We start from the raw sequence: 22,249 nt of genomic DNA, 5'->3' as shown, positions 1-22,249 counted from the left end.
CGTACCTGTCAATACGCGCGAGCGCTCGGCCAGCTCGCGCTACTCGCGACGCAGGGATCCGCGCCGGCAGGAGAGGACGACCACGAAGGGCCAGACCGACTGGAGGGTCGTCACCGCGCGCTCGGCCACACCGGCCACGCCGTGCAGATGCAGCCCGGCGAGGAACCAGGCCGCGCCGACCGCCATGAGGGCGGTCGCCCCCAGGGACGGGAAGGGGCGCAGGGCCCAGGGCACGGCGACACCGGCCCGGGCGGCCAGGACGGGCCATGCCGCCAGCACGGTGAAGCCCACGGCGACCACAGAACCATGGCTCAGCGAGCCCCCGCTGCTCGGCGCCGGGAACACGGCCACCGCCAGCGCCGACACACCCCCGGCCGCCAGGGCCATCCGTCCGGCGGTCGCGGCCGGGCGCAGGCCCCAGGCCGTCAGCAGGTGACAGAACCCCAGCGCGATGAACGCCGCAGTCATCACCGGGGACCCCGAGTTCCCCGGGGCCGCCAGGACGCTGATCGTCTGGGCGGCGGGGTCGTAGGGGGCTCCCTGCAGCGAGGCAGCCACCAGCCAGCCCATGATCAGGAAGACCGGCGCGCACCCGGATGACACCAGCGCCCACGGAGGAACAGATCGCATCAGGACACCGTAAAGCGGGGCATCCGTGTCTCCGGGTTCCGTCGGGCGGCTCGCCCCACGTGGCGTAGTCGCGCAGCCCGCTGCGTCCGGGGAGCGCACGATGGAACCGTCCGGGGTGTCGAAAGGTGATCGGTCATGGAGCTCACTCTCGTGGTGCTGATCATCATCGTGGGCCTGACGTTCGACTTCACCAACGGCTTCCACGACGCAGCGAACGCGATCGCCACCTCGATCTCCACCAGAGCCCTGACCCCACGCGTGGCCCTGGCCATGGCCGCGGTGATGAACTTCTTCGGCGCCTTCCTGGGCACCGGGGTCGCCCAGACCGTCGGCAGCGGCATCATCGGGGCGCCCGAGCAGATCTCGGGGCTGTTGCTGGTCCTGTGCGCTCTCATCGGCGCCATCGGGTGGAACGTCTTCACCTGGTGGCGGGGCCTGCCCACCTCGTCCTCGCACGCCCTGATCGGGGGGCTGGTCGGTGCCGCGCTCGCCGCGTCCGCCACAGTGCACTGGTCGGGCATCCTGGACAAGGTCATCCTGCCGATGCTCCTCTCGCCGCTGGTCGGCGTGGTGCTCGGGTACCTGCTGCACACGGCCATCCTCTGGCTGTTCCGCCGTTCGACGCCCCGGCGCACCACGCGGCGCTTCCGTATGGCGCAGACCGTCTCCGCCGCCGCCATGGGGCTGGGGCACGGGTTGCAGGACGCGCAGAAGACCATGGGGGTCATCGTGCTGGCGCTGGTCACGGCCGGCTGGCAGGACGACTTCTCCGTGCCGGTGTGGGTGATCGCCGCCGTGGCGGCCGCCATGGCCGCCGGTACGTACACCGGCGGACGTCGCATCATCACGACCCTGGGGCGGCGCATCGTGCACCTCGATCCGCCGCGCGGTTTCGCCGCCGAGACCGCTGCCGCGGCCGTCCTCTACACGACCGCGTTCGTGGTGAAGGCGCCGATCTCCACCACACAGACGATCACCGCGGCCATCCTGGGTGCCGGTGCCACCCGGCGCTTCTCGGACGTACGCTGGCAGGTGGCCCGTTCCATCGGTGCCGCCTGGATCCTCACGTTTCCCGGCGCGGGAGTCCCGGCCGCGGCGCTCTATCTCTTCCTGCACTCCGTCACCGGTCTGTGAGCACGGCCGGGGACAGTTCATGATCGGGCTTCCTGGCCGCCGGGGGTCGGCGGAGTCCCCTTCCGGGGACCGGACAGTCTTCCGGTGCCCGGGCGTTTCGCCCCTCTGCATCCGGAGGACGGTGCCTGTCTGACGGAGGCCGCCGACCTGCTGTCCTCCGGCCCGTCCACCGACAGCCCGGCCGGGACTCATCCGGCACCGGCGGCCCTGGCCCGGGTGATCGACGACCGTGTCGGTGACGACGCCCGGCACGCCTTGTGGCCGCCGACCTCGCCGACGCCCGCCCCGCGGCCGCGACGACCCGCCGCTGCAGGTCGGCACGGTCGTGGACGCGGCATGCCGGACGCGTCCCGCGCCGCGGCGGCCGGCACGGCACGGCCCTGCGTGCCGGCGGAGGGCGGAGGGACTCGTCCCCGCGCCCACGGGTGGACCGGCGGGCGTGTGCGCCGATCTGCTGTGGTGGCGCGGGCCGGGGTGTCGGCGCCTGGAGCGGGCACTGCGGGTGCTGTGCGCCGCGCCGGGGGCGGATCAGCGGCTGTCCCGGCTGCTGCGGCAGACCGCGCCACAGGCGCGGGAGTACGCGGGCGGCCCGGCCCCGGCCAGGAACGTTCACTGCAACCGGTAGGCGCATCGGGCCGTCCTACAGGGCACCATGATCCCTGCAAGTATCGCCGGCGCCCTGGCCGCACCGGTTCGCGAGCTGTTCGCGTTCGCCTGGACGCAGACGCGGGCCTGCGCGTTCGCCTTCGCCCTGCTGTCCGGCGTGGCCGTGTCCGCACTGCTGCCCGAACTGCCCCTGGCGCGTTACGACGTGCTGGTGGTCTACGGTGTGCTGCTCACGCTGCTGTTCTGGGCTCGCGGCTGGGAGAGCGGGCGAGACATCGCGGTCGTAGCGGTCTGCCATGTCATCGGTCTGGCCTTCGAACTGGTGAAGGTGGCACTCGGCTCCTGGAGCTACCCGGAGCCGGCCGTGCTGAAGTTCGCAGGTGTCCCGCTGTACGGCGGGTTTCTGTACGCGGCTGTGGGCAGCTACGTCTGCCGGGCCTGGCATCTGTTCGATCTGGGGCTGGTGCGCTACCGGCCGCGTGCGACGGCCGTGGTCGCCGCGGCCATATACGTCAACTTCTTCAGCCACCACTGGCTGCCCGATGCGCGCTGGGTGCTGGCCGGCCTGCTCGTGGCCGTCACGCTCGGGGCGTCGGTGCGGTTCACGGTGCGGGGGGTGCGCCGGCGGATGCCACTGGCGCTGTCGTTCGTTCTGATCGGGTTCTTCCTGTGGGTGGCGGAGAATCTGGCGACCCTGGTCGGCGCGTGGCGCTACCCGTATCAGGAGCACGGCTGGGAGCCGGTGGGGGTGGAGAAGTTCGGGGCCTGGGCGTTGCTCATCAGCGTGACGTTCGTGCTGGCGGCGGTGGGGCGGCACACGGACCCCGCGACGACGCGGGCGGTGCGGTGAGGGCCCCCGGACGGCGTGCAGTCGTCGCGGAGACCTTCACCTGAGTATCATCCTATGGACGTGAATCGGGTGATTTACCTTCTCGGGTGTCACCTACCGTGGCCATCCTCGCCGGAGTGATCAATGTCCCGCACCGGCACGACGGACGAGGGCGACGAGCTGCTGACCAGGCTCGGGGCCCTGACTGCTCAGGCGCGTGCGCAGGCCGAGATGCAGCGGTCCCGGGTCGAGCTGGCGATCGCCCTGCAGCGCGGCATGCTGCCGCGGGACCTGCCCGTCGCCCGTCGGCTGCATCTGGCCGTGCGGTACACGCCCGCATGCCAGGGCCTCAACGTGGGCGGCGACTGGTACGACGCCTTCACACTCGGCGACGGCCGGATCGGTCTGGCCATCGGCGACGTACAGGGTCACAACATCGAGGCCGCGGCCTTCATGGGGCAGGTGCGGGCCGGACTGCGAGCCCTGGCCTCGGTCACCAGTGAGCCCGGCGAGGTGCTGGCCCGGACCAACGACCTGCTGCTGTCCCTGGGCTCCGACCGGTTCGCCACCTGCACGTTCATGCGGCTCGACCCGTGTGCCGGCGTGCTGGAGAGCGCGCGGGCCGGGCACCTGCCCTGTGTCTGGGCCACCGCCGACGGGAAGTCCGGCGTCACCGAGGACGAGGGCGGGCCGCCCCTCGGGGTGCAGGCGGGGACGCCGTATCCGGTGACGCGGTACGAGCTCGCGACGGGCGGCGTGTTCGTGCTGCTCACGGACGGTGTCGTGGAGGGGCCGTCGATGCCGCTGGAGGAGGGCCTCGACCAGGTGACGCGGCTCGCGGGCATCGCTGCGGTGGCGGGCATGGATGTGGACGCGCTCGCGGCCGCCGTGATCAAGGGTGCCGAGCGGGTGGGGCACGACGACGACGCCGCCGTCCTGGTGGTCGGCCTCGACGGGCCGGACGCTCAGCCATAGGGCCGCACCACGCCCGCCTTCGTCTCGCCGAGGTGGCGGCCTCGGTGTCTCATGGCTGCTGTGGTGGGCAGCAAGGATCTGCGTACGCCGGCCGTCGTCGCTCTGCAGACGCCGGCCGTCGCCGCCTGCTACTACGCGTCGGCGCAGCTGGGGCTGTTGCGGGAACTCGTCGTCGAGGGCGCGGTCGTCACCCCCATCTGGCCGCCCACCGGCGTATCGGTCGCCTGCCTGCTGCTCTTCGGGCTGCGCTGCTGGCCCGGGATCGCCCTGGGCGCCTTCTTCGTCATCCTGTCCCTCACCGCCCTGACGCCCTCGGCCCTGTGCGTCCTGGCGGGCAACACGGCCGCGCCCGTGGCCGGGTACCTGCTGTTGCGCCGGGCCGGATTCCGCACCGACCTCGCGCGGCTGCGGGACGGTCTCGCACTGGTGTTCCTGGGCGCGTTCACCGCCATGCTGATCAGCTCGACCACGGGCGCCGGCATCCTGATCGCCACGGGCAGGCTCGAATGGCCGGGCTTCTGGGCGGTATGGCTGGCCTGGTGGGTCGGTGACGCGATGGGCGTGCTCATCGTCACGCCGTTGCTGCTCCTGCTGTCCCGCGTGCGCCTGCCGCTGCCGCTGTCGCGCTGGAAGGAGGCCACGGGGCTCGCGGTCATCGTCTGCTGCCTCGTGCCGCTGGCCACGCACAGCAACGTCAGTCTGCTGTTCCTCGTCTATCCCCTGCTGATCTGGGCGGCCCTGCGGTTCCAGCTGGCCGGCAGCCTGTTGTGCGCCCTGTTCGCCTCGGTCATGACCACGGTGGCGGCGACCGACCGCGCAGGACCGTTCGAACAGCTCAGCCGGGTCGAGGTGATGATGAAACTGCAGGCCTTCAACGGAGCGATGGCGCTCACCGCCCTGATCCTGTCCGCGGTGATCACCGAGCAGATCCACACACGCCGTTCCGTGGAGCGCGCCTGCCAGGAACTGGTCGAGGTCCTGGAGCACCTCACCGCGGGCGAGGCGGCGGACGGCAGGGCTCCTGTGGAGGACAGCAGGCTCGGGCGGCGGCGGGAGGAGTGACGGACTGAGGCGCCGGCCGCGTCGACGGTGGTCACCCGAACATAGGGTGGGCGTCATGACGGAAGTGGAGGTGCTGCAGCTGCTGGTGTCGCCTGCGCACCGGCTGGCCGGACGGCCGTCCGGCGGGCCGTCCCCCGGGCCGTCCGACGAGCGGGTCACCCGGGTCGAGGTACGCCGGGGTCTGGGGCTGGTCGGCGACCGCTACTACGCCCGGCCCGCTCACCGGAACGCGGCCGTGACCATCATGGCCTCGGAGAGCCTCCCGGCGGACGCCGACCTGCGGCACACCCGCCGCAACATCCTCCTCAGAGGTGTCGACATCGACTCCTGCGTCGGTACGACGATCTCGCTGGACAGCGGCACCGGGCCGGTGGTGTTCGCCGTGCAGCGTCCCGCCCGGCCCTGCGCCTGGATGGACGTGACCATCGGCCCCGGCGCGCAGCGGGCCCTGCGCGGCCGGGGCGGTGTGCGGTGCACGCCCCTGAGCGACGGGGTGCTCATGCTCGGCCCGGCCACGTTCCGGGTCGTGGCCGGGGCCGACGCCGTGCCCTGAAACGCCCTGGGGTGCTCAGCCGCCCGACGGTGGCGTGCGGATGGCGGCGATGTCGAGTTGCAGGCGCACCTTCTCGCTCACCATCGCGCCGCCCTCGGCCAGCCTGCTGTTGTACGTCAGGCCCCAGTCCGAGCGGTTGATGGTGGTGGTGCCGTCGAAGCCGACGCGGTCATAGCCGAAGGGGTCGGTGACATTTCCGATGTAGGTCATGTCGAGTACGACGGGGCGGGAGACGCCTTTGATGGTCAGCTCGCCCGACATGCTGAACAGGTCGGCGCCCGTCTGCTCCACCGCCGTGCTGGTGAAGCGCATCCGCGGATAGGTCGCGGCGTCGAGGAAGTCACGGCCCACCAGGTGCGCGTCGCGTTGTTCCACACCGGTGTCGACGCTGGCGGTGAACAGAGTGATGTCGGCTCGTGACCGTGTGGGGTCGTAAGCGTCGAAGTAGAGCCGGCTTTCGTACTCCAGGAAACAACCACGGACGGTGGTCACCATGGCGTGCCGGACGGAGAAGCCGATCCTGCTGTGCGCGGGGTCGACGACCCATTCACCGGACAGATTTGCCAGGTTGGGGTCCGGCAGCACGGCAGTGGAGGATGCCGGTGTGCCGACGGGGCGCTGTGGGGGGAGCGGTGCCTGCCGGCGGGACGGCACCACGCGGTTGAACAGGTTCATGATTCATCTAGGTACTTGACTTTGGTTATGGCCGCAAGTCCCCTCCCGATGTGCGGCTGTTGAGAACGAGCCCCTGCCCCCCTTTTGCCGCCGCTTTGCACAACATCCACACATGCTGCCTCGGCGCATCACCGAAACGGCCATCCGAAACTCCGGGGATTTTCATGTCGGGTATATCGGCGAATCGGTCTTACGTCACCTCTATCGCGAGGTCGTTGTCGACGGTGTAGTAAGGGCGGAAAGTGGATCCGTCCGCCTCGACCGCCGGGTAGACGTGCACGTGCTTGCGGTCCGCCACGTCGTCGAGCAGTCGGCCGACCCTGATCGGCGGTGCCTCGGCGGTGGGGCGGACGAAGACGTCCCAGATACGGGCCGCTCCCCCACCGTCGTCCGTCAGATCCTCGCGGCCGACGGTGAAGGTGAAGCCCCTGCCGTCGTCGTCGGACCGGGGGCGGAGGGTCCGTACGGTGTCGGTGCCCCGCAGGCGCAGCCGCACCATGGCGTCCTCGCGGAGCTCGGCACCGTACAGACGGGCCGTGACCGTCAGGGCCCGGTCCGCGATGTCGATGGTGCGGGCCTCCGCGTGCGCGGTGCGCCGCCATGCCCTGAGGGCGAGGAAGCCGTCCTTCGTGACGTACGGGATCCGGACCGCGATCGGGGAGCGGCGAGCGCGCAGGTGCCCGTCGACAAGGGCGCGCAGGTCCCGCAGGCCGGGGCGCAGCCGACAGCGTTCGGCCCCGGGTTCGGGCAGGAGATACACGTCCCAGCGGCCTTCGTCGAGGGCCGGGTGCGGTTCCAGGACGGCGCGCCGGTGGCCGTCGTCCTGGTCCGGCTCCAGCTCCAGGACGTGACGGGTGGTCTCGGGCCGGCCCTTCTTGGGCCGCAGCCGCAGGAGCAGCCGGGGGTCGGCTCCGGGGGGCGGCGGCAGGCGGAAGACGATCCGGCCGTCGGTGTCGACCGCGCAGTCGGCACGCAGGCGGGTGTCGCGCTGCGGGTCCATCGTCGTGCCCTCCGGTGTGCTCGGTGCCGCGTCCGCATGCGTTCCGGTCGTCCTGTCCGCCGGTGTGTTCATCGGCGTCCCTTCCGTATCGAGCGCAGGACGCCGGCGGCAGCGGTGTGCGCGGCGTCGCGGGCGGCATGGCCCCGGCCGGTCAGAGCGCTGTGGGTGCGGTGGTCCTGCGGGGTGATGGTCCGGCCGGTGCTCCTGGCCGCTGCGGCGGTCTCCAGGAGGCGTTCGGCCTGGGCCACGACGGGGCCGGGGGCGAAGCGGCGCGCGTGGTCCAGGGCGGCTCGGCTCATGCGGTGGCGGCGCTCGTCGTCGCCGACGAGTTCCAGCAGGGCCGCGGCCAGGGCGTCACGATCCCCGACCGGCACGAGCCGGCCGTCCGTTCCGTCCTGGATGATCTCGCCGGGGCCGTAGGGGCAGTCGGTGCTGACGACGGGCAGTCCACAGCGCATCGCCTCGACGATGGTCATGCCGAACGGCTCGAAGCTGGACGCGGCGGCGCCGATCGAGCCCTTGGCCCATTCGGCCTCCATGGGGGTGGCGGCCCCCACCAGGAACACGTTGTTCCACAGCCGGAGCCGCTCGATGAGCTCCCGCAGCCTGGGCTGCTCCTCGCCCTTGCCGTAGATACGCAGCTGCCAGTCCGGGTGCGCGATCGCGACCTGGGCGAACGCCTCGATGAGGAGGTCGTAGCGCTTGACCGGAACCAGGCGGCCCGCGGCGATCACCACCTTGGCGGTGCAGTCGGCAGGAGGCAGGGCGGGGTCCGGAACGCTGTTCGGAAGGGCCTCCACGAGGACGCCGGGCAGCCACATCTTGCGCCGGTAGGCGGCGGCGTCCGCTTCGGTGACGGTGGTGATCACGTCGAGGCGGCGGTAGGCGCGGCGCAGGGCGGTGCGCAGCCGCGGCGAGTGGTTGTCGAGGGTGAGGTGCTCCTGGCCCACGCGCAGGACGTGCCGCGGGGCCTGGCGGGCTATGTGCACGTTGAGGCCCGGGCGGGTGCCGATGACGACGTCGGCGTCGAGCGCGTCGAGGTGCTCGCCGATGCGCTGGTCGGTCAGCTCGCTGTACTGGTGGTGGCGGTACTCGGCAGGCGGGAACACCTTCGCCGGTCTCTGGTGCAGCGGATGGTCCGCCTCCTTGCGCAGGTCCACCAGCGCCCGCAGCCGCACCCGTGGATGCGGGACGAGATGGGGGTGTTCCCGGTGGCGTAACGCGGAGACGATCTCCACGTCGTGCCGCTCGGCCAGGGCTCCGGCCAGGTTGAACGTGGTGGTGATGGTGCCTCCGATTCCGTAGGCGTTGTGAATGAGGAAAGAGATCTTCATGGTGGCCTAGACCGTGCCAACGACCTGACCGTTGTTCGTCGTTACCACTCTGTGGCCGTTCCCGGCGGTCGCGCCGGTCCGGTCGATTCCGGAATGATCTCGGGCATAAGTGGTCTGGGCCATACCGTTTCGCCCCTGATATGTGGATAGCTTGATGTGTTTGCCCGCGCATCGTCGCGTCATCGGGTGCACCCTCGTATCGATCTTCAGGAGACCCATGCGCCCCCGTATCGCCTCCGTCACACGCGTCACCCCCCTCCCGCCGGTCGCCCTGGCCGGCGGCGCGCTGGCCGTGGGGGCCGGCGGTCTGTATCTCGCCGGGCTGCTCCTCACCGGCGGCCAGATCGACTCCGGTACCACCGTGCGCGGGGTGGAGATCGGGGGGCTGAGCCGCGCGGAGGCGGTGCGGAAGCTGGAACGGGAGCTGGGGGCGGCCGGCTCCCGGGACCTCCCCGTGAGGGTCGGCGACCGCACGGGGAGCATCGATCCGGAACGCGCGGGTCTGTCCTATGACGTCCGGGAGACCGTCGACCGGGCGGCCCGCACCGGCGCCGATCCGATCAGCGTCTTCGGCGGGCTCTTCCGCTCGGGCGGCGACATCGAGCCGGTCGTGAGCCTCGACGAGGGCAAGACCCGGGCGGCTCTCGGGCAGCTGGCCAAGGGGCTCGACCAGAAGGTCAGGGACGGCGGCGTCGCCTTCGACGACGGGCGGGTGAGGGCCGTCGCACCGCGGACGGGACACGCCCTGGACGTGAACGGCGCGGTCGAGCCCCTGCGCGACTCCTTCCTGCGGGGTGAGACCGGTACGGCCACTCCCCTGCCCACCCGCGAGACCCGGCCGAAGGTCACCGCCGGCGCCGTGGAGCGAGCGGTACGCACCTTCGCGGAACCGGCCATGTCGGGCCCCGTCACGCTCACCGCCGGCGGCGAACGGTTCACGGTCGGCCAGGACGCGCTGGGCGAGCATCTGACCATGCGGCCGGACGGCGCCGGCGACCTGAGACCGGAACTCGACGCGAAGGGCCTGCGGGCCGAGCCCTCCGTCGCCGGTCCCCTGAACGACATCACCACCACCGCCGAGAACGCGAAGCTGCGGCCGGAGGGCGACAAGGCCGTGGTGGCCGAGGACGCCACGGTGGGCCGGTCGGTCAGCGACAAGGCGCTGGGCAAGGCCGTGCTGCCGCTGCTCACCGAGTCGGGGGCCGCCCGCAGCGGCGAGGTGGAGGTGCACGAGACCCGGCCGGAGGTGACCCGCGAGAACGCCGCGGAGCTGGGGCTGACGGAGAAGATGTCCTCCTTCACCGTCCACTTCGAACCTGCCGAGTACCGCACGAAGAACATCGGCCGGGCGGTGGAACTCATCAACGGGTCCGTCGTCAAGCCGGACGAGACCTGGAGCTTCAACCGGACCGTCGGTGAGCGCACCGAGGCCAACGGCTTCATGGACGGCATCATCATCCTCGACGACAAGTTCACGAAGGCGTCCGGCGGCGGCGTCTCGTCCGTCGCGACGACCATGTACAACGCGCTGTTCTTCGCCGGGGTCAAGCCCGTGGAGCACGGAGCCCACTCGTTCTACATCGAGCGCTACCCGGAGGGCCGCGAGGCGACGGTCGCCTGGGGCAGTCTGGACCTGCGGTTCACCAACGACTCCGGCAAGGCCGTCTACATCCAGGCCGAGTCCACGGACACCTCCGTCACCGTCTCGTTCCTCGGCACCCGCAAGTACGACGAGATCAAGTCGGTGACGGGTCCGCGCACCGAGGTGAAGAAGCCCGAGAAGAAGGTGAGCGACGACAAGGAGTGCGTGCCGCAGACACCGCTCGAAGGGTTCGACGTCACCGTGGAGCGGGTCTTCTACAACGACGGCCGGGAAGTGAAGCGCGAGCCGTACCGCACGCACTACACGCCGCGTGACGAGATCGTCTGCGAGTGATCCGTCTCCCCGGCCCACCTCTCTCTGCAACTCTCCCTTCCGAACGAGGCGTTGACCCGGCCGCGGAGCGCCAGCACAATGAGCGCGCACTGGTTGAGAGCGCTCTCAAGGGAGATCCATGACTGGCAGACAAGGCCCGGCGCTCAGCCGGCGTTCGCTCATCGGTGCCGGACTCGGCATCAGCGCCGCGGGGCTCACCGCCGCCGGTTCGGTGCAGGCCTTCGCGGCCGGTTCCGCCGGTGCGCGCCCCGCATCGGCCCCGGCCCGGGGGCACGCCTTTCTCGCCGCCGCCATGGACGCCTACCCCGATCACGGCGGCATCCGCCTGACGCAGAGCTACACCGACCAGGCCGGCCTGTTCAGCACCGCGTTCACCTACGACAACGCCCTCGCGATCCTGGCCCACCTCGCGGCCCGCACCCCGGCCGGGCCGACCAGGGCCAAGACGCTGGGCGACGCGCTGCTCTACGCCCAGGGCCACGACCCGGCCCACGACGACGGCAGGCTCCGGCAGGCCTACAACGTCGGGCCGTACACCTTCTACGACGGATCGCTCCAGCCGGACGGCTTCGTACGGGCGGACGGCACCGCCAACATCGGGACCCAGTTCGGCTTCACCGGCACGGCCGTGGGCGACATGGCCTGGGCGGGTATCGCGCTGAGCGCTCTCGCCCGGCGTACCGGGGCGCGCCGCTTCCTCGACGGTGCCGTGCGGATCGGCGAGTGGATCGAGCGGACCGGCCGGACCGACGAACCGCTCGGCGGCTACAAGTTCGGAGTGGACGGAGCGAATCAGAAACTGCCGTTCACCTCGACCGAGCACAACACCGATCTGGTCTGCCTCTTCGGCCGGCTCGCCCTGCTCACCGGCGACCGGGTGTGGGTGGAGCGGCGTGGGCGGGCCGAGGCGTTCGTGAAGCGGATGTGGGAGCCGTCCGGAGGCTTCTTCTACACCGGCACCAACGACGGTGTCACGGTCAACAAGTCCCCCGTCCCGGAGGACACCCAGACATGGACGCACCTCGCGCTCGGCTCCCGCCGCTCCTCCCGTTCGCTGGACTGGGCCGCGGCCGAGCTGGGCGTCCTGGACCACTCCGGCCGCGTCAACAGCACGGTGCCCGCGGGGCAGTCGTACGAGGGTGTCACCTTCAGTTCGGCGAGCCTCCTCGCGAACGAGGACGCCCCGATCGCGACCGGCCAGCCCAGACCCGACCGCAACGGCGTGTGGTTCGAGGGGACGGCTCACCTCGCGCTCGCCCTGCGCGACCGGGGGGCTCGGGGGGACGAGGCGTGCGCCCGGCGTCTGATCGCCTCCACCGAGAAGGCACAGGACCTGCTGGGCGGCGGTCAGACCGTCGGCGGGAAGGCGCTGCCCGAGCGCTGCGGGGTGGTGTCCGCGAGCAGTCCGCTGGATACGGGATTCGGCTTCGGCTACTACCCGTACCGGCACGCGGGGGCGACCGCCTGGTACCTGATGGCGGCGGCGCGGTACAACCCGCTGCGGGTCTGACGGAGCGGCCCGGTCCGCTGTCGCGTGCGGCGGACCGGGCGGCGGGCTCTCAGGTGAGGCGGTGGACAGCCTGGGTCGTCAGTTCGTAGCGGGCGCCGACGATCGCCAGCTTGCCGGTGCCGACCCTGGCGGCCAGTTCGGGTTCCGCGGCCAGCCGGGAGCGCACGAGCCGGACGTTGGCACTCACGGTCGCGTCGATCCGGGCGTCCCCCTCCTCGGAGTGGTCTATGGCCGGGCCTATCTCATCGACGAGGTACTGCATGTGGGCGGGCAGACGCTCCCCGGACTGCTCCGCCGCCACGGCGGCACGCACCGCGCCGCACGACTGGTGGCCGAGGACGACGACCAGCGGTATGCCGAGTTCCAGGACGCCGTAGGCGACGCTGCCGAGCACCGCCTCGTCCAGGACCTCGCCCGCGGTGCGCACGGTCATCAGGTCACCCAGGCCCTGGTCGAAGACGAGCTCCGGGGGTACACGCGAGTCGATGCAGCCGAGCACGACTGCGAAGGGGTGCTGGGAGGTGGCCAGCGTCCGCCGGAGGGCGGGGTCCTCGTGCGGGTGGCGTTCCCGGAAGGCACGCCAGCGGCAGTTGCCCGCGGCCAGCTCCTTCAAGGCTTCGCCGGGGGTGCCGGGCCTCGGGTGCGTGTCCCGGCCCGGGGTGGCGGCGGCGGGCCGGGCGGCGCCCAGGCCAGCGCCGAGCGCCGCGGCGCCGGTCAGGGCGGTGCGCAGGAGGGTACGGCGGACGGTGCCGCCGGTGGTGGGCCGTGCGCCGGCAAGGGGGTGCGGTTCACGGCCGGCGCCTCTACGGGCAGCGGAATCTGTGTTCACGGCCCGAACCTATGCCCGGGTTCGGGCGCGGGCGCGTTCCTTGCCGTTTCATGGTGAGAGTTGGGTGAGTGATGTTCTTACCTTGAACGGTTTTTGACGAACCCTCAGGCAACGGCTCCGGAGGCAACACGGACGCCCCGGGCCGTCCGGCCCGGGGCGTCCTGTCATGCGGGGGTGATCAGACCAGGTCGAACCGGTCCAGGTTCATGACCTTGACCCACGCCGCGACGAAGTCGTTGACGAACTTCTCCTTCGCGTCGTCGCTCGCGTAGACCTCGGCGAGCGCGCGCAGCTCGGAGTTCGAGCCGAAGACCAGGTCGGCGCGGGAGCCGGCCCACTTGACCTCGCCCGTGGCGGCGTCGCGGCCCTCGAACGTGGTCTGGTCCTCGGACGTCGACTTCCACGTGATGCCCAGGTCGAGCAGGTTGGCGAAGAAGTCGTTGGTCAGCGAGCCGGGCGTCGTGGTCAGCGCGCCGAGCTGGGACTGCTGGTAGTTGGCGCCCAGCACGCGCAGGCCGCCGACCAGGACGGTCATCTCGGGGGCGCTCAGGGTGAGCAGGTTCGCGCGGTCGAGCAGCAGGAACTCGGCCGGCAGGCGGTTGCCCTTGCCGTGGTAGTTGCGGAACCCGTCGGCGGTCGGCTCGAGCGCCTCGAACGACTCGGCGTCGGTGTGCTCCTCCGTCGCGTCCACCCGGCCCGCGGCGAAGGGGACCTCCACCTGGAAGCCGGCTTCCTTGGCGGCCTTCTCGACCGCGGCGCTGCCGCCGAGGACGATCAGATCGGCCAGGGAGACCTTCTTGGCGCCGGAGTTGAACTCCTGCTGGATGCCCTCCAGGACCCGCAGGACCTGCGCCAGCTCGTCGGGCTCGTTGACCTCCCAGCCGCGCTGCGGCTCGAGGCGGATGCGAGCGCCGTTGGCGCCGCCGCGCTTGTCGCTGCCGCGGAAGGTGGACGCCGAGGCCCAGGCGGTGGACACCAGCTGCGAGACGGACAGACCCGACTCGAGGAGCTTGGTCTTGAGGGTCGCGATGTCGCCGGCGTCGATGACCTCGCCCTCGGCCTCCGGCAGCGGGTCCTGCCACACCAGGGTCTCCGCCGGGACCTCCGGGCCGAGGTACAGCGACTTCGGGCCCATGTCACGGTGGGTCAGCTTGAACCAGGCGCGGGCGAAGGCGTCCGCGAACTCCTGCGGGTTCTCGTAGAACCGGCGGGAGATGGGCTCGTAGATCGGGTCGAAGCGCAGCGCCAGGTCCGTGGTGAGCATCTTCGGACGGTGCTTCTTCGAGGAGTCGTGCGCGTCCGGGACGATCTCCGGGGCGTCCTTGGCCACCCACTGGTTGGCGCCGGCCGGACTCTGCTCGAGCTCGTACTCGAACTCGAAGAGGTTCTTGAAGAAGCCGTTGCTCCACTGGGTCGGCGTGCTGGTCCAGGTGACCTCGAGGCCGGAGGTGATGGCGTCGCCGCCCTTGCCCGTGCCGTAGGTGCTGCGCCAGCCCAGGCCCTGCTCCTCCATGGAGGCGGCCTCGGGGTCGTCGCCGACGTTGTCGGCGGGGCCGGCACCGTGGGTCTTGCCGAAGGTGTGGCCGCCGGCGATCAGGGCGACGGTCTCCTCGTCGTTCATCGCCATGCGGCGGAACGTCTCACGGATGTCGCGGGCCGCGGCGATCGGGTCCGGGTTGCCGTTCGGGCCCTCGGGGTTGACGTAGATGAGGCCCATCTGGACGGCGCCGAGCGGGTTCTCCAGCTCACGGTCGCCGGTGTAGCGCTTGTCGTCGAGCCAGGTGGTCTCGGGGCCCCAGTACACATCCTCCTCGGGCTCCCAGACGTCCTCGCGGCCGCCGGCGAAGCCGAAGGTCTCGAAGCCCATCTGCTCCAGCGCGACGTTGCCGGTGAGGATCATGAGGTCGGCCCAGGAGATGCTCTGGCCGTACTTCTTCTTCACGGGCCACAGCAGGCGGCGGGCCTTGTCGAGGTTGCCGTTGTCCGGCCAGCTGTTGAGCGGGGCGAACCGCTGCTGGCCGGCGCCCGCGCCGCCGCGGCCGTCGCTGATGCGGTAGGTGCCCGCGCTGTGCCAGGCCATACGGATCATCAGCGGGCCGTAGTTGCCGAAGTCGGCCGGCCACCAGTCCTGCGAGGTGGTGAGCACCTCGGCGATGTCGCGTTTCACGGCGGCGAGGTCGAGGGCCTGGAACGCCTCGGCGTAGTCGAAGTCCTCACCGAGGGGGTTGGCCACCTCGGGGTTCTTGGCGAGGATCTTCAGGTTGAGCCGCTCGGGCCACCACTGGCGGTTGCCACCCCCCTGGGTGGGGTGCAGGGCACGGCCGTGCGCCACGGGGCAACCGCCTTCCGCTTCCTCCGACTTCGGGTCGGTGACGATCGCGTCGTGGTTCTCAGTCATGGAAATCCTTCCGGACGGGGTGGATCACGGTGCTCGGGTGGATCACGTGCTCAGGAACGCTCGGGTGGATCACGTGCTCAGGAACTGCGGGCGGTGGAGCAGGCGGGGCACAGGCCCCAGTAGATGACCTCGGCCTCGTCGACGGCGAAGCCCCGGTCGTCGGACGCGGTCAGGCAGGGGGCGTGGCCGACCGCGCAGTCGACGTCGGCGACGGCTCCGCACGACCGGCACACGAGGTGGTGGTGGTTGTCGCCGACCCGCCCCTCGTAGAGAGCCGGGCTGCCGGGTGGGTCGAGGCGGCGTATGAGTCCCGCCGCGGTGAGTGCGTGCAGCCCCTCGTAGACGGCTTGGACGGAGATGCGGCCCACGCGGCCGCGCACCTCGGAGGCGACGGCCTCGGCGCCGAGGTGGTCACCCTCCCGCACGGCCTCGAGCAGCGCGACGCGGGCGGCCGTCACCCTCAGGCCGGCACCGCGCAGCTCCTCGGCGGTGGTCGGGTTCCCGGATGCGGTCATGCGAGCCAACCTAGCCACACAAACACGAGCGATTCAAGAAAACGAACGGTTCAATTTTTGTGTCGGGCACGTGAGACCGTGCGGGACGGCCCACTTGCAGTGTGTGAACTCGGTCACAGCCGCCATGATCGCGACCCCACAGGCGCCTGACGCCGCGCACCGCCGCGCCGGCCCGTCGATCACGCGTCCGATACGGCCAGGCGTTCGAGCTGGGCTGCGGCTGTCGCGACCTTGCGGCGGACCTCACGGACCCGCCGGTCGGCAGTGCGCGCCCGTTCCCGGGCCGTCCGTTCGGCGAAGCGGGCCTGCTGGTGTTCGCCCCTGGCCCGCTCCAGCTCCCCGGCGAGCTCCTCCACGCGCCGCTGGAGGACGTCCACCTGCTGCTTCGCCTCCGCCGCCGCCCGACCCGCGGCCGCCGCCTCGTCCTGCACTTCCCGTAGCTCGTGCTCGGCGGCTTCGGCGTCCTTCCGGGCCTGGGCCAGTCGGCGACGCTGCCGCTCACTCACCTTCCCGCCCGGGCGGGAAGGGGGCGCGGGCGCGGGGCGCTGGGTCTGGACGCCCTCGGCGACGGCGGGGAAGCCGACCGCCGCGCTCAGCGGCTTCGCCAGGCGGCCGCTCGCCCAGGCGTGCGCGGCCTCCGGGTCGGCCAGGACGGCGTGCAAGGTGTTCTCGACCTCACGCTGCACGCTCTCGCCGATCGGATGGCCGGCCTCCTTCGCGAGCTGCCGGGCCCGCAGCGTCAGGGCACGGATGAGCGCGTGCTGCCGACGGCTCAGTTCGCGCAGCTGTGCGCCGTCGAGGTCCTGGTGAGCCTGCCGCAGCCCCTCCCCCAGGCGCAGCAGGGGCTCGACCTCCCCGGGACTGCTGCGGACCAGCAGGTTGCTGACCCAGGCGGCGAGGCTGGGCTTGCGCAACGTGCGGATCCGCTCGGCGAGTTCCCGGTCGCCGGCGGTGCGGGCGGAGGCCGTCGCCGAGGCACGGGCGGCGGTGAACTCCTCCGGGCGCAGGGCGTACAGCTCGTCGGCGACGGAGTCGTAGTCCATGAGCACCCCTTTCGCACGGAAGATCCGCTTTCGATCGTCTCAGGCCCTGCCCCCAGAGGCGCGCGGAGAGGCCACCGAAGGCATCGCAGACACCCCGTTCATGATCAGGAAATCGACGGTTTAACATATGAGCGCCGCCTAGCTCGAAAGATGGACTCGTGACTGTCAACGACGACTCGTTCACCAACTGGAAGAACCGCGAGGAGATCGCGGAGTCGATGATCCCGATCATCGGGAAGCTGCACCGGGAGCGGGACGTGACGGTCCTGCTGCACAGCCGCTCCCTGGTGAACAAGTCGGTGGTCAGCATCCTCAAGACCCACCGGTTCGCCCGGCAGATCGCCGGTGCGGAGCTCTCGGTCACCGAGACACTGCCGTTCCTGCGGACCCTCTCCGAGCTCGACCTCGGGCCGTCCCAGATCGACATCGGCATGCTCGCCGCGACGTACCGCGAGGACGACCGCGGGCTGTCGGTCGCGGAGTTCACCGCCGAGGCCGTCGCCGGTGCCACGGGCGCCAACAAGATCGAGCGCCGTGAGGGCCGGGACGTCGTCCTCTACGGCTTCGGCCGCATCGGCCGGCTCGTCGCCCGGCTGCTCATCGAGAAGTCCGGCTCCGGCAACGGTCTGCGGCTGCGGGCCATCGTCGTGCGCGGCGGGGGCGGGCGGGCCGCTGAGGACATCGTCAAGCGGGCCTCGCTGCTGCGCCGCGACTCGATCCACGGCCAGTTCCAGGGCACGATCACCGTCGACGAGGCGAACAGCACGATCGTCGCCAACGGCAACGCGATCAAGGTGATCTACGCGAACGACCCGTCCGAGGTCGACTACACGGCGTACGGCATCAAGGACGCCATCCTCATCGACAACACCGGCAAGTGGCGCGACCGCGAGGGCCTGTCCCAGCACCTGCGCCCCGGGATCGACAAGGTCGTACTGACCGCGCCCGGCAAGGGCGACGTCCCCAACATCGTGCACGGCGTCAACCACGACACCATCAAGCCGGACGAGCAGATCCTGTCCTGCGCGTCCTGCACCACGAACGCGATCGTGCCGCCGCTGAAGGCGATGGATGACGAGTTCGGGGTCCAGCGCGGCCACGTGGAGACGGTTCACTCCTTCACCAACGACCAGAACCTGCTGGACAACTACCACAAGGCCGACCGCCGCGGCCGGTCCGCGCCGCTCAACATGGTCATCACCGAGACCGGTGCCGCCTCCGCCGTCGCCAAGGCACTGCCCGAGCTCAACGCGCCGATCACCGGCAGCTCGATCCGCGTCCCCGTCCCGGACGTCTCGATCGCGATCCTCAGCCTGCGGCTCGGCCGCGAGACCACCCGCGAGGAGGTCCTCGACCACCTCCGCGACGTCTCCCTGACCTCGCCGCTCAAGCGCCAGATCGACTTCACCACGGCTCCCGACGCGGTCTCCAGCGACTTCATCGGCTCGCGCCACGCCTCGATCGTCGACGCCGGCGCCACCAAGGTCGACGGCGACAACGCGATCCTCTACCTCTGGTACGACAACGAGTTCGGCTACTCGTGCCAGGTCATCCGCGTCGTGCAGCACGTCTCCGGCGTGGAGTACCCGACCTACCCGGCGCCCGCGGTCTGATCCCGGAAGACGAAAGCGCGGGGCGTGCGGGCCCCGCGCTTTCGTGTGCTCAGCCGCGGGTCAGCTGGATCCGGTACTCCCGTGTCCGTGACCCGTCTTCGCTGGTCACGGAGACGATGTGGGCCTTCCTGCCCCTGGCCGCGCCGCCCCGGACCGTCACCTTCGCGTAGGGGTCACGCGGTGTGGCGGTGATCCGGGCCCGGTCCGGCCGGTCGACCGCCACCCGGTAGCTCGTCCGGTCCGGTTCGAAGCCGCTCAGCGGCTCACCGTCCAGCTCGATGGACGCGGCGGCCGCGTCCGAGGAGGTGCCCTGCGTCTTGGCGTGGACCTCGATCTCCCCGAGGGTGATGTAGCCGCCCGGACGGGCCGTCATCACCACGCGTACGCCCGTAGCCGGGCCGGTCGCGCGCACCGGAACATCGGCCACGGGCGTCCCCTCGGTGCCCACGGGGACCTGGTCGCTCGCGTCGGACCAGGTGCCGTCGGAACCTCGCACCTGCACCTTGAGGGACTCCGCGAAGCTGACGTTCGTGCCGTCGCGGTGGAAGTGGGTCACGACCCGGGTCAGATCGCGTGCTTCCGGCAGGGTGAAGGTGATGGTGTCGGAGGGGTTCTTCGTGCCGGACCTCCAGTTCGACCAGGCCTTCTCGGACGTGGTGCCGTTGCGCAGGGCCTCGGCGGAGTAGCCGCTCTCGGTATAGGTCGCGCCGGCCGCCACGCCCTCGTCCAGTGCGGAGTTCGTCTCCCGGGGTGCGGTGACCTGGACGCGTACGGTCGCCGCGGCCGTGGCTCCGCCGGGGACCCGGGCCGTGCCGCGCAGGGTCACCACACCGGTGTCGTCGAACGCGCCGTCGGGTGCGGGGTCCCAGGTGACCGGGAGGTCGGCGGTTCCACCGTGCCGTCCGACACCGGTGACCGTGGCGGGCAGGTGTGGCTGCCCGCCGGTGTAGGTCTTGGCACGGGCCGGGAGGGTCGAGGCGATGGTGTCCACGGTGACGACCGCCTCGGCCGGGACGGTCCGGCCGAGGGCATCGGTGGCCCGGCCCTTCACGCCGACCGTTCCGGGTGTGCGCCAGCGTGACTCGGAGGGCAGCGTCCACTCGACCGGGAGCGCGCCCCGGGCACCGTCGCGGAAGACCGGCGTCACGGTCGTGGGCAGGTCGGGCGCACGGCCGGGGACGGTGAACGTCTTGGCCGGCTGCGTGCGGAGCACCGTCTCGTCGGTCACTCCCCAGCGCTGGTTGGCGTTGGAGGTGGGGAGGTGGGCCGACACACGGGCGCCGTCCGCGGTCGACTGACCGACGACGTCGAGGAGGCGGCCCGTCGCGGCGTTGACGAAGGTCCAGGTGCCGTCTCCCGTGGTGGACATGATCCACTGTGCGGCCGGCGTGTACCCGTCTTCCAGTACGGCCTCGTTGTCGCGTACGGCCAGGCGCCTGCCGTTCGCGGCGTTGACGAGGGCGTAGCGCTCGCGGTTGCCCTGGCCCCGGGTCAGCTGCTTCACGGACCACAGCTGTGACTTGGCGGCAGGGTCTGCCGTACGGACGACAACGCCGTTGCCGTCGGCGGCCGGTGCCAGGGATGTGCCGCTCCGGGCGCCCTGGAGGCGGTAGACGTGGCCGGGCTGGACCAGCGCGGCGTCCTTGCCGGTGCCTGACACACCGTCGACGAGGAGGGTGGTCACCGACTTCGCGGGGACGGTCACGGTGGCCGAGTCGTTCTTCACCCTGACGCGCGTGCCGCGGAGCAACGCGCCGTCGGCGCTGGTCACCACGGGGGTCACGGTGGCGCCGGGGGCGACCCGCCGGAACTTCGAGAGGTCCAGGGTCACCGCGCGCGGGGTCGTGCCGTTGTTGACGTGCACCACCGTCGCTCCGCGGCCGGACTTGCGTACGGCGGCGACGCTGGAGGGGTCGTCGGCCTTGACGAAGTGGTCACCGGGGCGGATGTGGTGGGTGAAGTTGCGCAGGGTGTGGAACTTGGTGTTGGCCTTGACCGGGCAGGTCTCCAGGGTGTCCTTGGCCGTGCAGTTGAACGGGATGTGGATGCTGCCCCAGTTCTTGCCGGCCTGCGCCTGGGGGATGGAGTCCTCGATCGGCTGCCACAACACCCAGGCGGACGGCTCGAGTTCACGGATGTCGTCGACGACCCGAGTGGCGATGCCGAGCCCCGGTTCCATGCCGTCGAAGTCGGTACCGGTCCCCCAGGTGCCCTCGACCTCGCTCATCCAGAACGGCCGGTCCGCGGCCTTGGCGCTGTCGCGGGCACTGGTGCGCATGCCGGTGCCGTAGGTGTGCACGTTGAGCTGGTCGACGGCGGCCCGGGCGGAGCTGTCGTAGGCGTTCCAGTTGCGGACGAAGGTGCTGGGGTTGGTCTCGTCCATCGCGGAGATCCTGGCGCGGGTCCTGGAGTTCCCCAATGCGCGTTGCAGCGCGAGGACGACCTTCTGCTGGAGTTCCGGGCCGGCGTGCGCGCCCTCCTGGCGGCCGCCCGTGGGCTGCCCGTCGGGGCCGATCCGGGTGCCCCAGTAGTCGGTGTTGGGCTCGTTCAGCGGCGCGATGGTGTCGAAGTCGATGCGGTGCTTCTTCTCCAGATGCTCGGTCACCTTGACCAGGTAGGTGGCGAAGTCGTCGACGCGGTCCGCCCGTATCTGGTCGGTGCCGGCGTCGAAGCCCCCGGAGACGTAGCCGCTGACGGTCTGGAACCAGGGCGGCGAGTTGCTGAACGCCTCCCAGCGGGTCACCTTCCTCTTGACGCGGTCCACCCACCAGCGCTGGCCCGCGTCGGCGGACCAGTCCCAGTGCCCGGGGTCGTCCGGGTTCCACCAGTCGGTGTCCTCCCTGGTGGTGCCCTCGGGGGCCTTCCAGAAGCCGTCCATGGTCGCGCCGGTCTTCATGTAGTCCTTGCGGACGTCGGGGGCGTTGCCGCCGCCGATGTTGTAGCGCGCGATGTTGAGGCGGAGCCCGTCCTCGCCGAACAGCATGTCGGCGAGCTTCTGCCGGATGGGTTCGGGGTAACGGCCGGTGATGTTGGCGAACCAGACGAGGCTCGTGCCCCACCCTTCGAACTCCTGCTGCTGGTAGGAGGGGTCGATCCGTACCGTGACCGCACTCGCGGGCGGGTCGGCGGCAGCGGCAGCGGCGGGAGGCACGGTCACGAGGCCGGCGCCGAGTGCCAGGGGGACGGTGATCGCCAGTGCCGCCCGGGCGAGGCGATGTCTGCTGGACATGGATTCCCTTCGGGAGCGAACATAACCGCGCAGAATCAATCGAGCTTCCCGAATGTTTTAGGACGGCAATCAACACGTCAAGAGGTGGGACGAGTTGGGAACCCGCTCTCCGGCACACAGGCGCGCCAGGACAGGAGGCGGACTTTCGATGACGGGGGCCGGCCGCCGGCTGCCGGCTGTCCGTGCGGCTGGGCGGCTGGGCGGCTGGGCGGCTGGGCGGCTGGGCGGCTGGGCGGCTGGCGACAGCGCGGCATACGGCTGGGCGTGCGATGTCCGGCGTGGGGCGGTGGTCGCGACCCAGGTGAGGCCGGTGGGCGCCGCCGACTCCGCCGTAGCGGCGTGCGTGGGGCCGGCCGGGTCTCACAGCACGCGCGGGGC

18 protein-coding genes are annotated in these 22,249 nt (G+C 71.2%); 9 read left to right on the top strand and 9 right to left on the bottom strand.

Going from position 1 to position 22,249, the window contains the following annotated elements; translation table 11 throughout:
• Window positions 1–39: 39 nt before the first annotated feature.
• Window positions 40–630, bottom strand: coding sequence for a DUF998 domain-containing protein (locus ACFU3E_RS29020; RefSeq protein WP_384164504.1), 591 nt, complete (start codon window positions 628–630; stop codon window positions 40–42).
• 135 nt (window positions 631–765) lie between these two features.
• On the opposite strand from ACFU3E_RS29020, the gene ACFU3E_RS29015 reads away from it, so the two are divergent.
• From ACFU3E_RS29015 to ACFU3E_RS28990, 6 genes are all read left to right on the top strand, one after another.
• Complete coding sequence (locus tag ACFU3E_RS29015) at window positions 766–1,764, top strand: anion permease (RefSeq protein WP_384164501.1); 999 nt, start codon at window positions 766–768, stop codon at window positions 1,762–1,764.
• A 439-nt stretch (window positions 1,765–2,203) separates the two neighbouring features.
• Window positions 2,204–2,389 (top strand): hypothetical protein, encoded by a 186-nt coding sequence (locus ACFU3E_RS29010; protein WP_384164498.1) that lies wholly within the window; start codon window positions 2,204–2,206, stop codon window positions 2,387–2,389.
• A 27-nt stretch (window positions 2,390–2,416) separates the two neighbouring features.
• The gene (locus ACFU3E_RS29005; RefSeq protein WP_384164495.1) at window positions 2,417–3,220 is read left to right on the top strand and encodes a DUF817 domain-containing protein; all 804 of its coding nucleotides are present in this window, start codon (window positions 2,417–2,419) and stop codon (window positions 3,218–3,220) included.
• Window positions 3,221–3,343: 123 nt separating this feature from the next.
• Window positions 3,344–4,174 carry a PP2C family protein-serine/threonine phosphatase gene (locus ACFU3E_RS29000; protein ID WP_384164492.1) on the top strand — a complete coding sequence of 277 codons (831 nt, stop codon included), beginning with the start codon at window positions 3,344–3,346 and terminating at the stop codon, window positions 4,172–4,174.
• Window positions 4,175–4,234: 60 nt separating this feature from the next.
• Window positions 4,235–5,236: an MASE1 domain-containing protein gene (locus ACFU3E_RS28995; RefSeq protein WP_384164590.1), complete on the top strand. Its 1,002-nt coding sequence runs from the start codon at window positions 4,235–4,237 to the stop codon at window positions 5,234–5,236.
• A 55-nt stretch (window positions 5,237–5,291) separates the two neighbouring features.
• A complete protein-coding gene (locus ACFU3E_RS28990; RefSeq protein ID WP_384164489.1) occupies window positions 5,292–5,789 on the top strand; it encodes a molybdenum cofactor biosysynthesis protein in 498 nt (165 codons plus the stop codon).
• A gap of 15 nt (window positions 5,790–5,804) precedes the next feature.
• On the opposite strand, the gene ACFU3E_RS28985 is transcribed toward ACFU3E_RS28990, so the two are convergent.
• The 3 genes from ACFU3E_RS28985 to ACFU3E_RS28975 all read right to left on the bottom strand — a co-directional run bounded on the left by ACFU3E_RS28985 (window position 5,805) and on the right by ACFU3E_RS28975 (window position 8,798).
• Window positions 5,805–6,464 carry a YceI family protein gene (locus ACFU3E_RS28985; RefSeq protein ID WP_384164486.1) on the bottom strand — a complete coding sequence of 220 codons (660 nt, stop codon included), beginning with the start codon at window positions 6,462–6,464 and terminating at the stop codon, window positions 5,805–5,807.
• Between the two features lie 190 nt (window positions 6,465–6,654).
• The gene (locus ACFU3E_RS28980) at window positions 6,655–7,464 is read right to left on the bottom strand and encodes a transferase (RefSeq protein ID WP_384164587.1); all 810 of its coding nucleotides are present in this window, start codon (window positions 7,462–7,464) and stop codon (window positions 6,655–6,657) included.
• A 68-nt stretch (window positions 7,465–7,532) separates the two neighbouring features.
• Window positions 7,533–8,798, bottom strand: a complete 1,266-nt coding sequence (locus ACFU3E_RS28975) for a glycosyltransferase family 4 protein (protein ID WP_384164484.1) — start codon at window positions 8,796–8,798, stop codon at window positions 7,533–7,535.
• Between the two features lie 217 nt (window positions 8,799–9,015).
• Between ACFU3E_RS28975 and ACFU3E_RS28970 the strand changes: the two genes are divergently transcribed.
• The gene (locus ACFU3E_RS28970) at window positions 9,016–10,734 is read left to right on the top strand and encodes a VanW family protein (protein WP_384164481.1); all 1,719 of its coding nucleotides are present in this window, start codon (window positions 9,016–9,018) and stop codon (window positions 10,732–10,734) included.
• 118 nt (window positions 10,735–10,852) lie between these two features.
• A complete protein-coding gene (locus ACFU3E_RS28965) occupies window positions 10,853–12,244 on the top strand; it encodes a Tat pathway signal sequence domain protein (RefSeq protein ID WP_384164478.1) in 1,392 nt (463 codons plus the stop codon).
• A gap of 49 nt (window positions 12,245–12,293) precedes the next feature.
• Here the strand turns inward: ACFU3E_RS28965 and ACFU3E_RS28960 are convergent, their stop codons facing one another.
• The 4 genes from ACFU3E_RS28960 to ACFU3E_RS28945 all read right to left on the bottom strand — a co-directional run bounded on the left by ACFU3E_RS28960 (window position 12,294) and on the right by ACFU3E_RS28945 (window position 17,029).
• Window positions 12,294–13,073: a carbonic anhydrase gene (locus tag ACFU3E_RS28960; RefSeq protein WP_384164475.1), complete on the bottom strand. Its 780-nt coding sequence runs from the start codon at window positions 13,071–13,073 to the stop codon at window positions 12,294–12,296.
• Between the two features lie 178 nt (window positions 13,074–13,251).
• Window positions 13,252–15,471, bottom strand: a complete 2,220-nt coding sequence (gene katG, locus ACFU3E_RS28955) for a catalase/peroxidase HPI (RefSeq protein WP_384164472.1) — start codon at window positions 15,469–15,471, stop codon at window positions 13,252–13,254.
• A 77-nt stretch (window positions 15,472–15,548) separates the two neighbouring features.
• Window positions 15,549–15,986, bottom strand: a complete 438-nt coding sequence (locus ACFU3E_RS28950; protein ID WP_384164468.1) for a Fur family transcriptional regulator — start codon at window positions 15,984–15,986, stop codon at window positions 15,549–15,551.
• A 179-nt stretch (window positions 15,987–16,165) separates the two neighbouring features.
• Entirely contained in the window at window positions 16,166–17,029 is an 864-nt protein-coding gene (locus tag ACFU3E_RS28945) for a hypothetical protein (RefSeq protein ID WP_384164465.1), read from the bottom strand.
• Between the two features lie 158 nt (window positions 17,030–17,187).
• Between ACFU3E_RS28945 and ACFU3E_RS28940 the strand changes: the two genes are divergently transcribed.
• A complete protein-coding gene (locus tag ACFU3E_RS28940) occupies window positions 17,188–18,642 on the top strand; it encodes a glyceraldehyde-3-phosphate dehydrogenase (RefSeq protein WP_384164462.1) in 1,455 nt (484 codons plus the stop codon).
• 49 nt (window positions 18,643–18,691) lie between these two features.
• On the opposite strand, the gene ACFU3E_RS28935 is transcribed toward ACFU3E_RS28940, so the two are convergent.
• Window positions 18,692–21,871, bottom strand: a complete 3,180-nt coding sequence (locus ACFU3E_RS28935) for a glycoside hydrolase (RefSeq protein ID WP_384164459.1) — start codon at window positions 21,869–21,871, stop codon at window positions 18,692–18,694.
• Window positions 21,872–22,249: the final 378 nt, after the last annotated feature.

The organism is Streptomyces sp. NPDC057424, from assembly GCF_042803315.1.
Taxonomy (GTDB): Bacteria; Actinomycetota; Actinomycetes; order Streptomycetales; family Streptomycetaceae; genus Streptomyces.
This window is presented reverse-complemented; position numbering and strand designations above follow the sequence as displayed.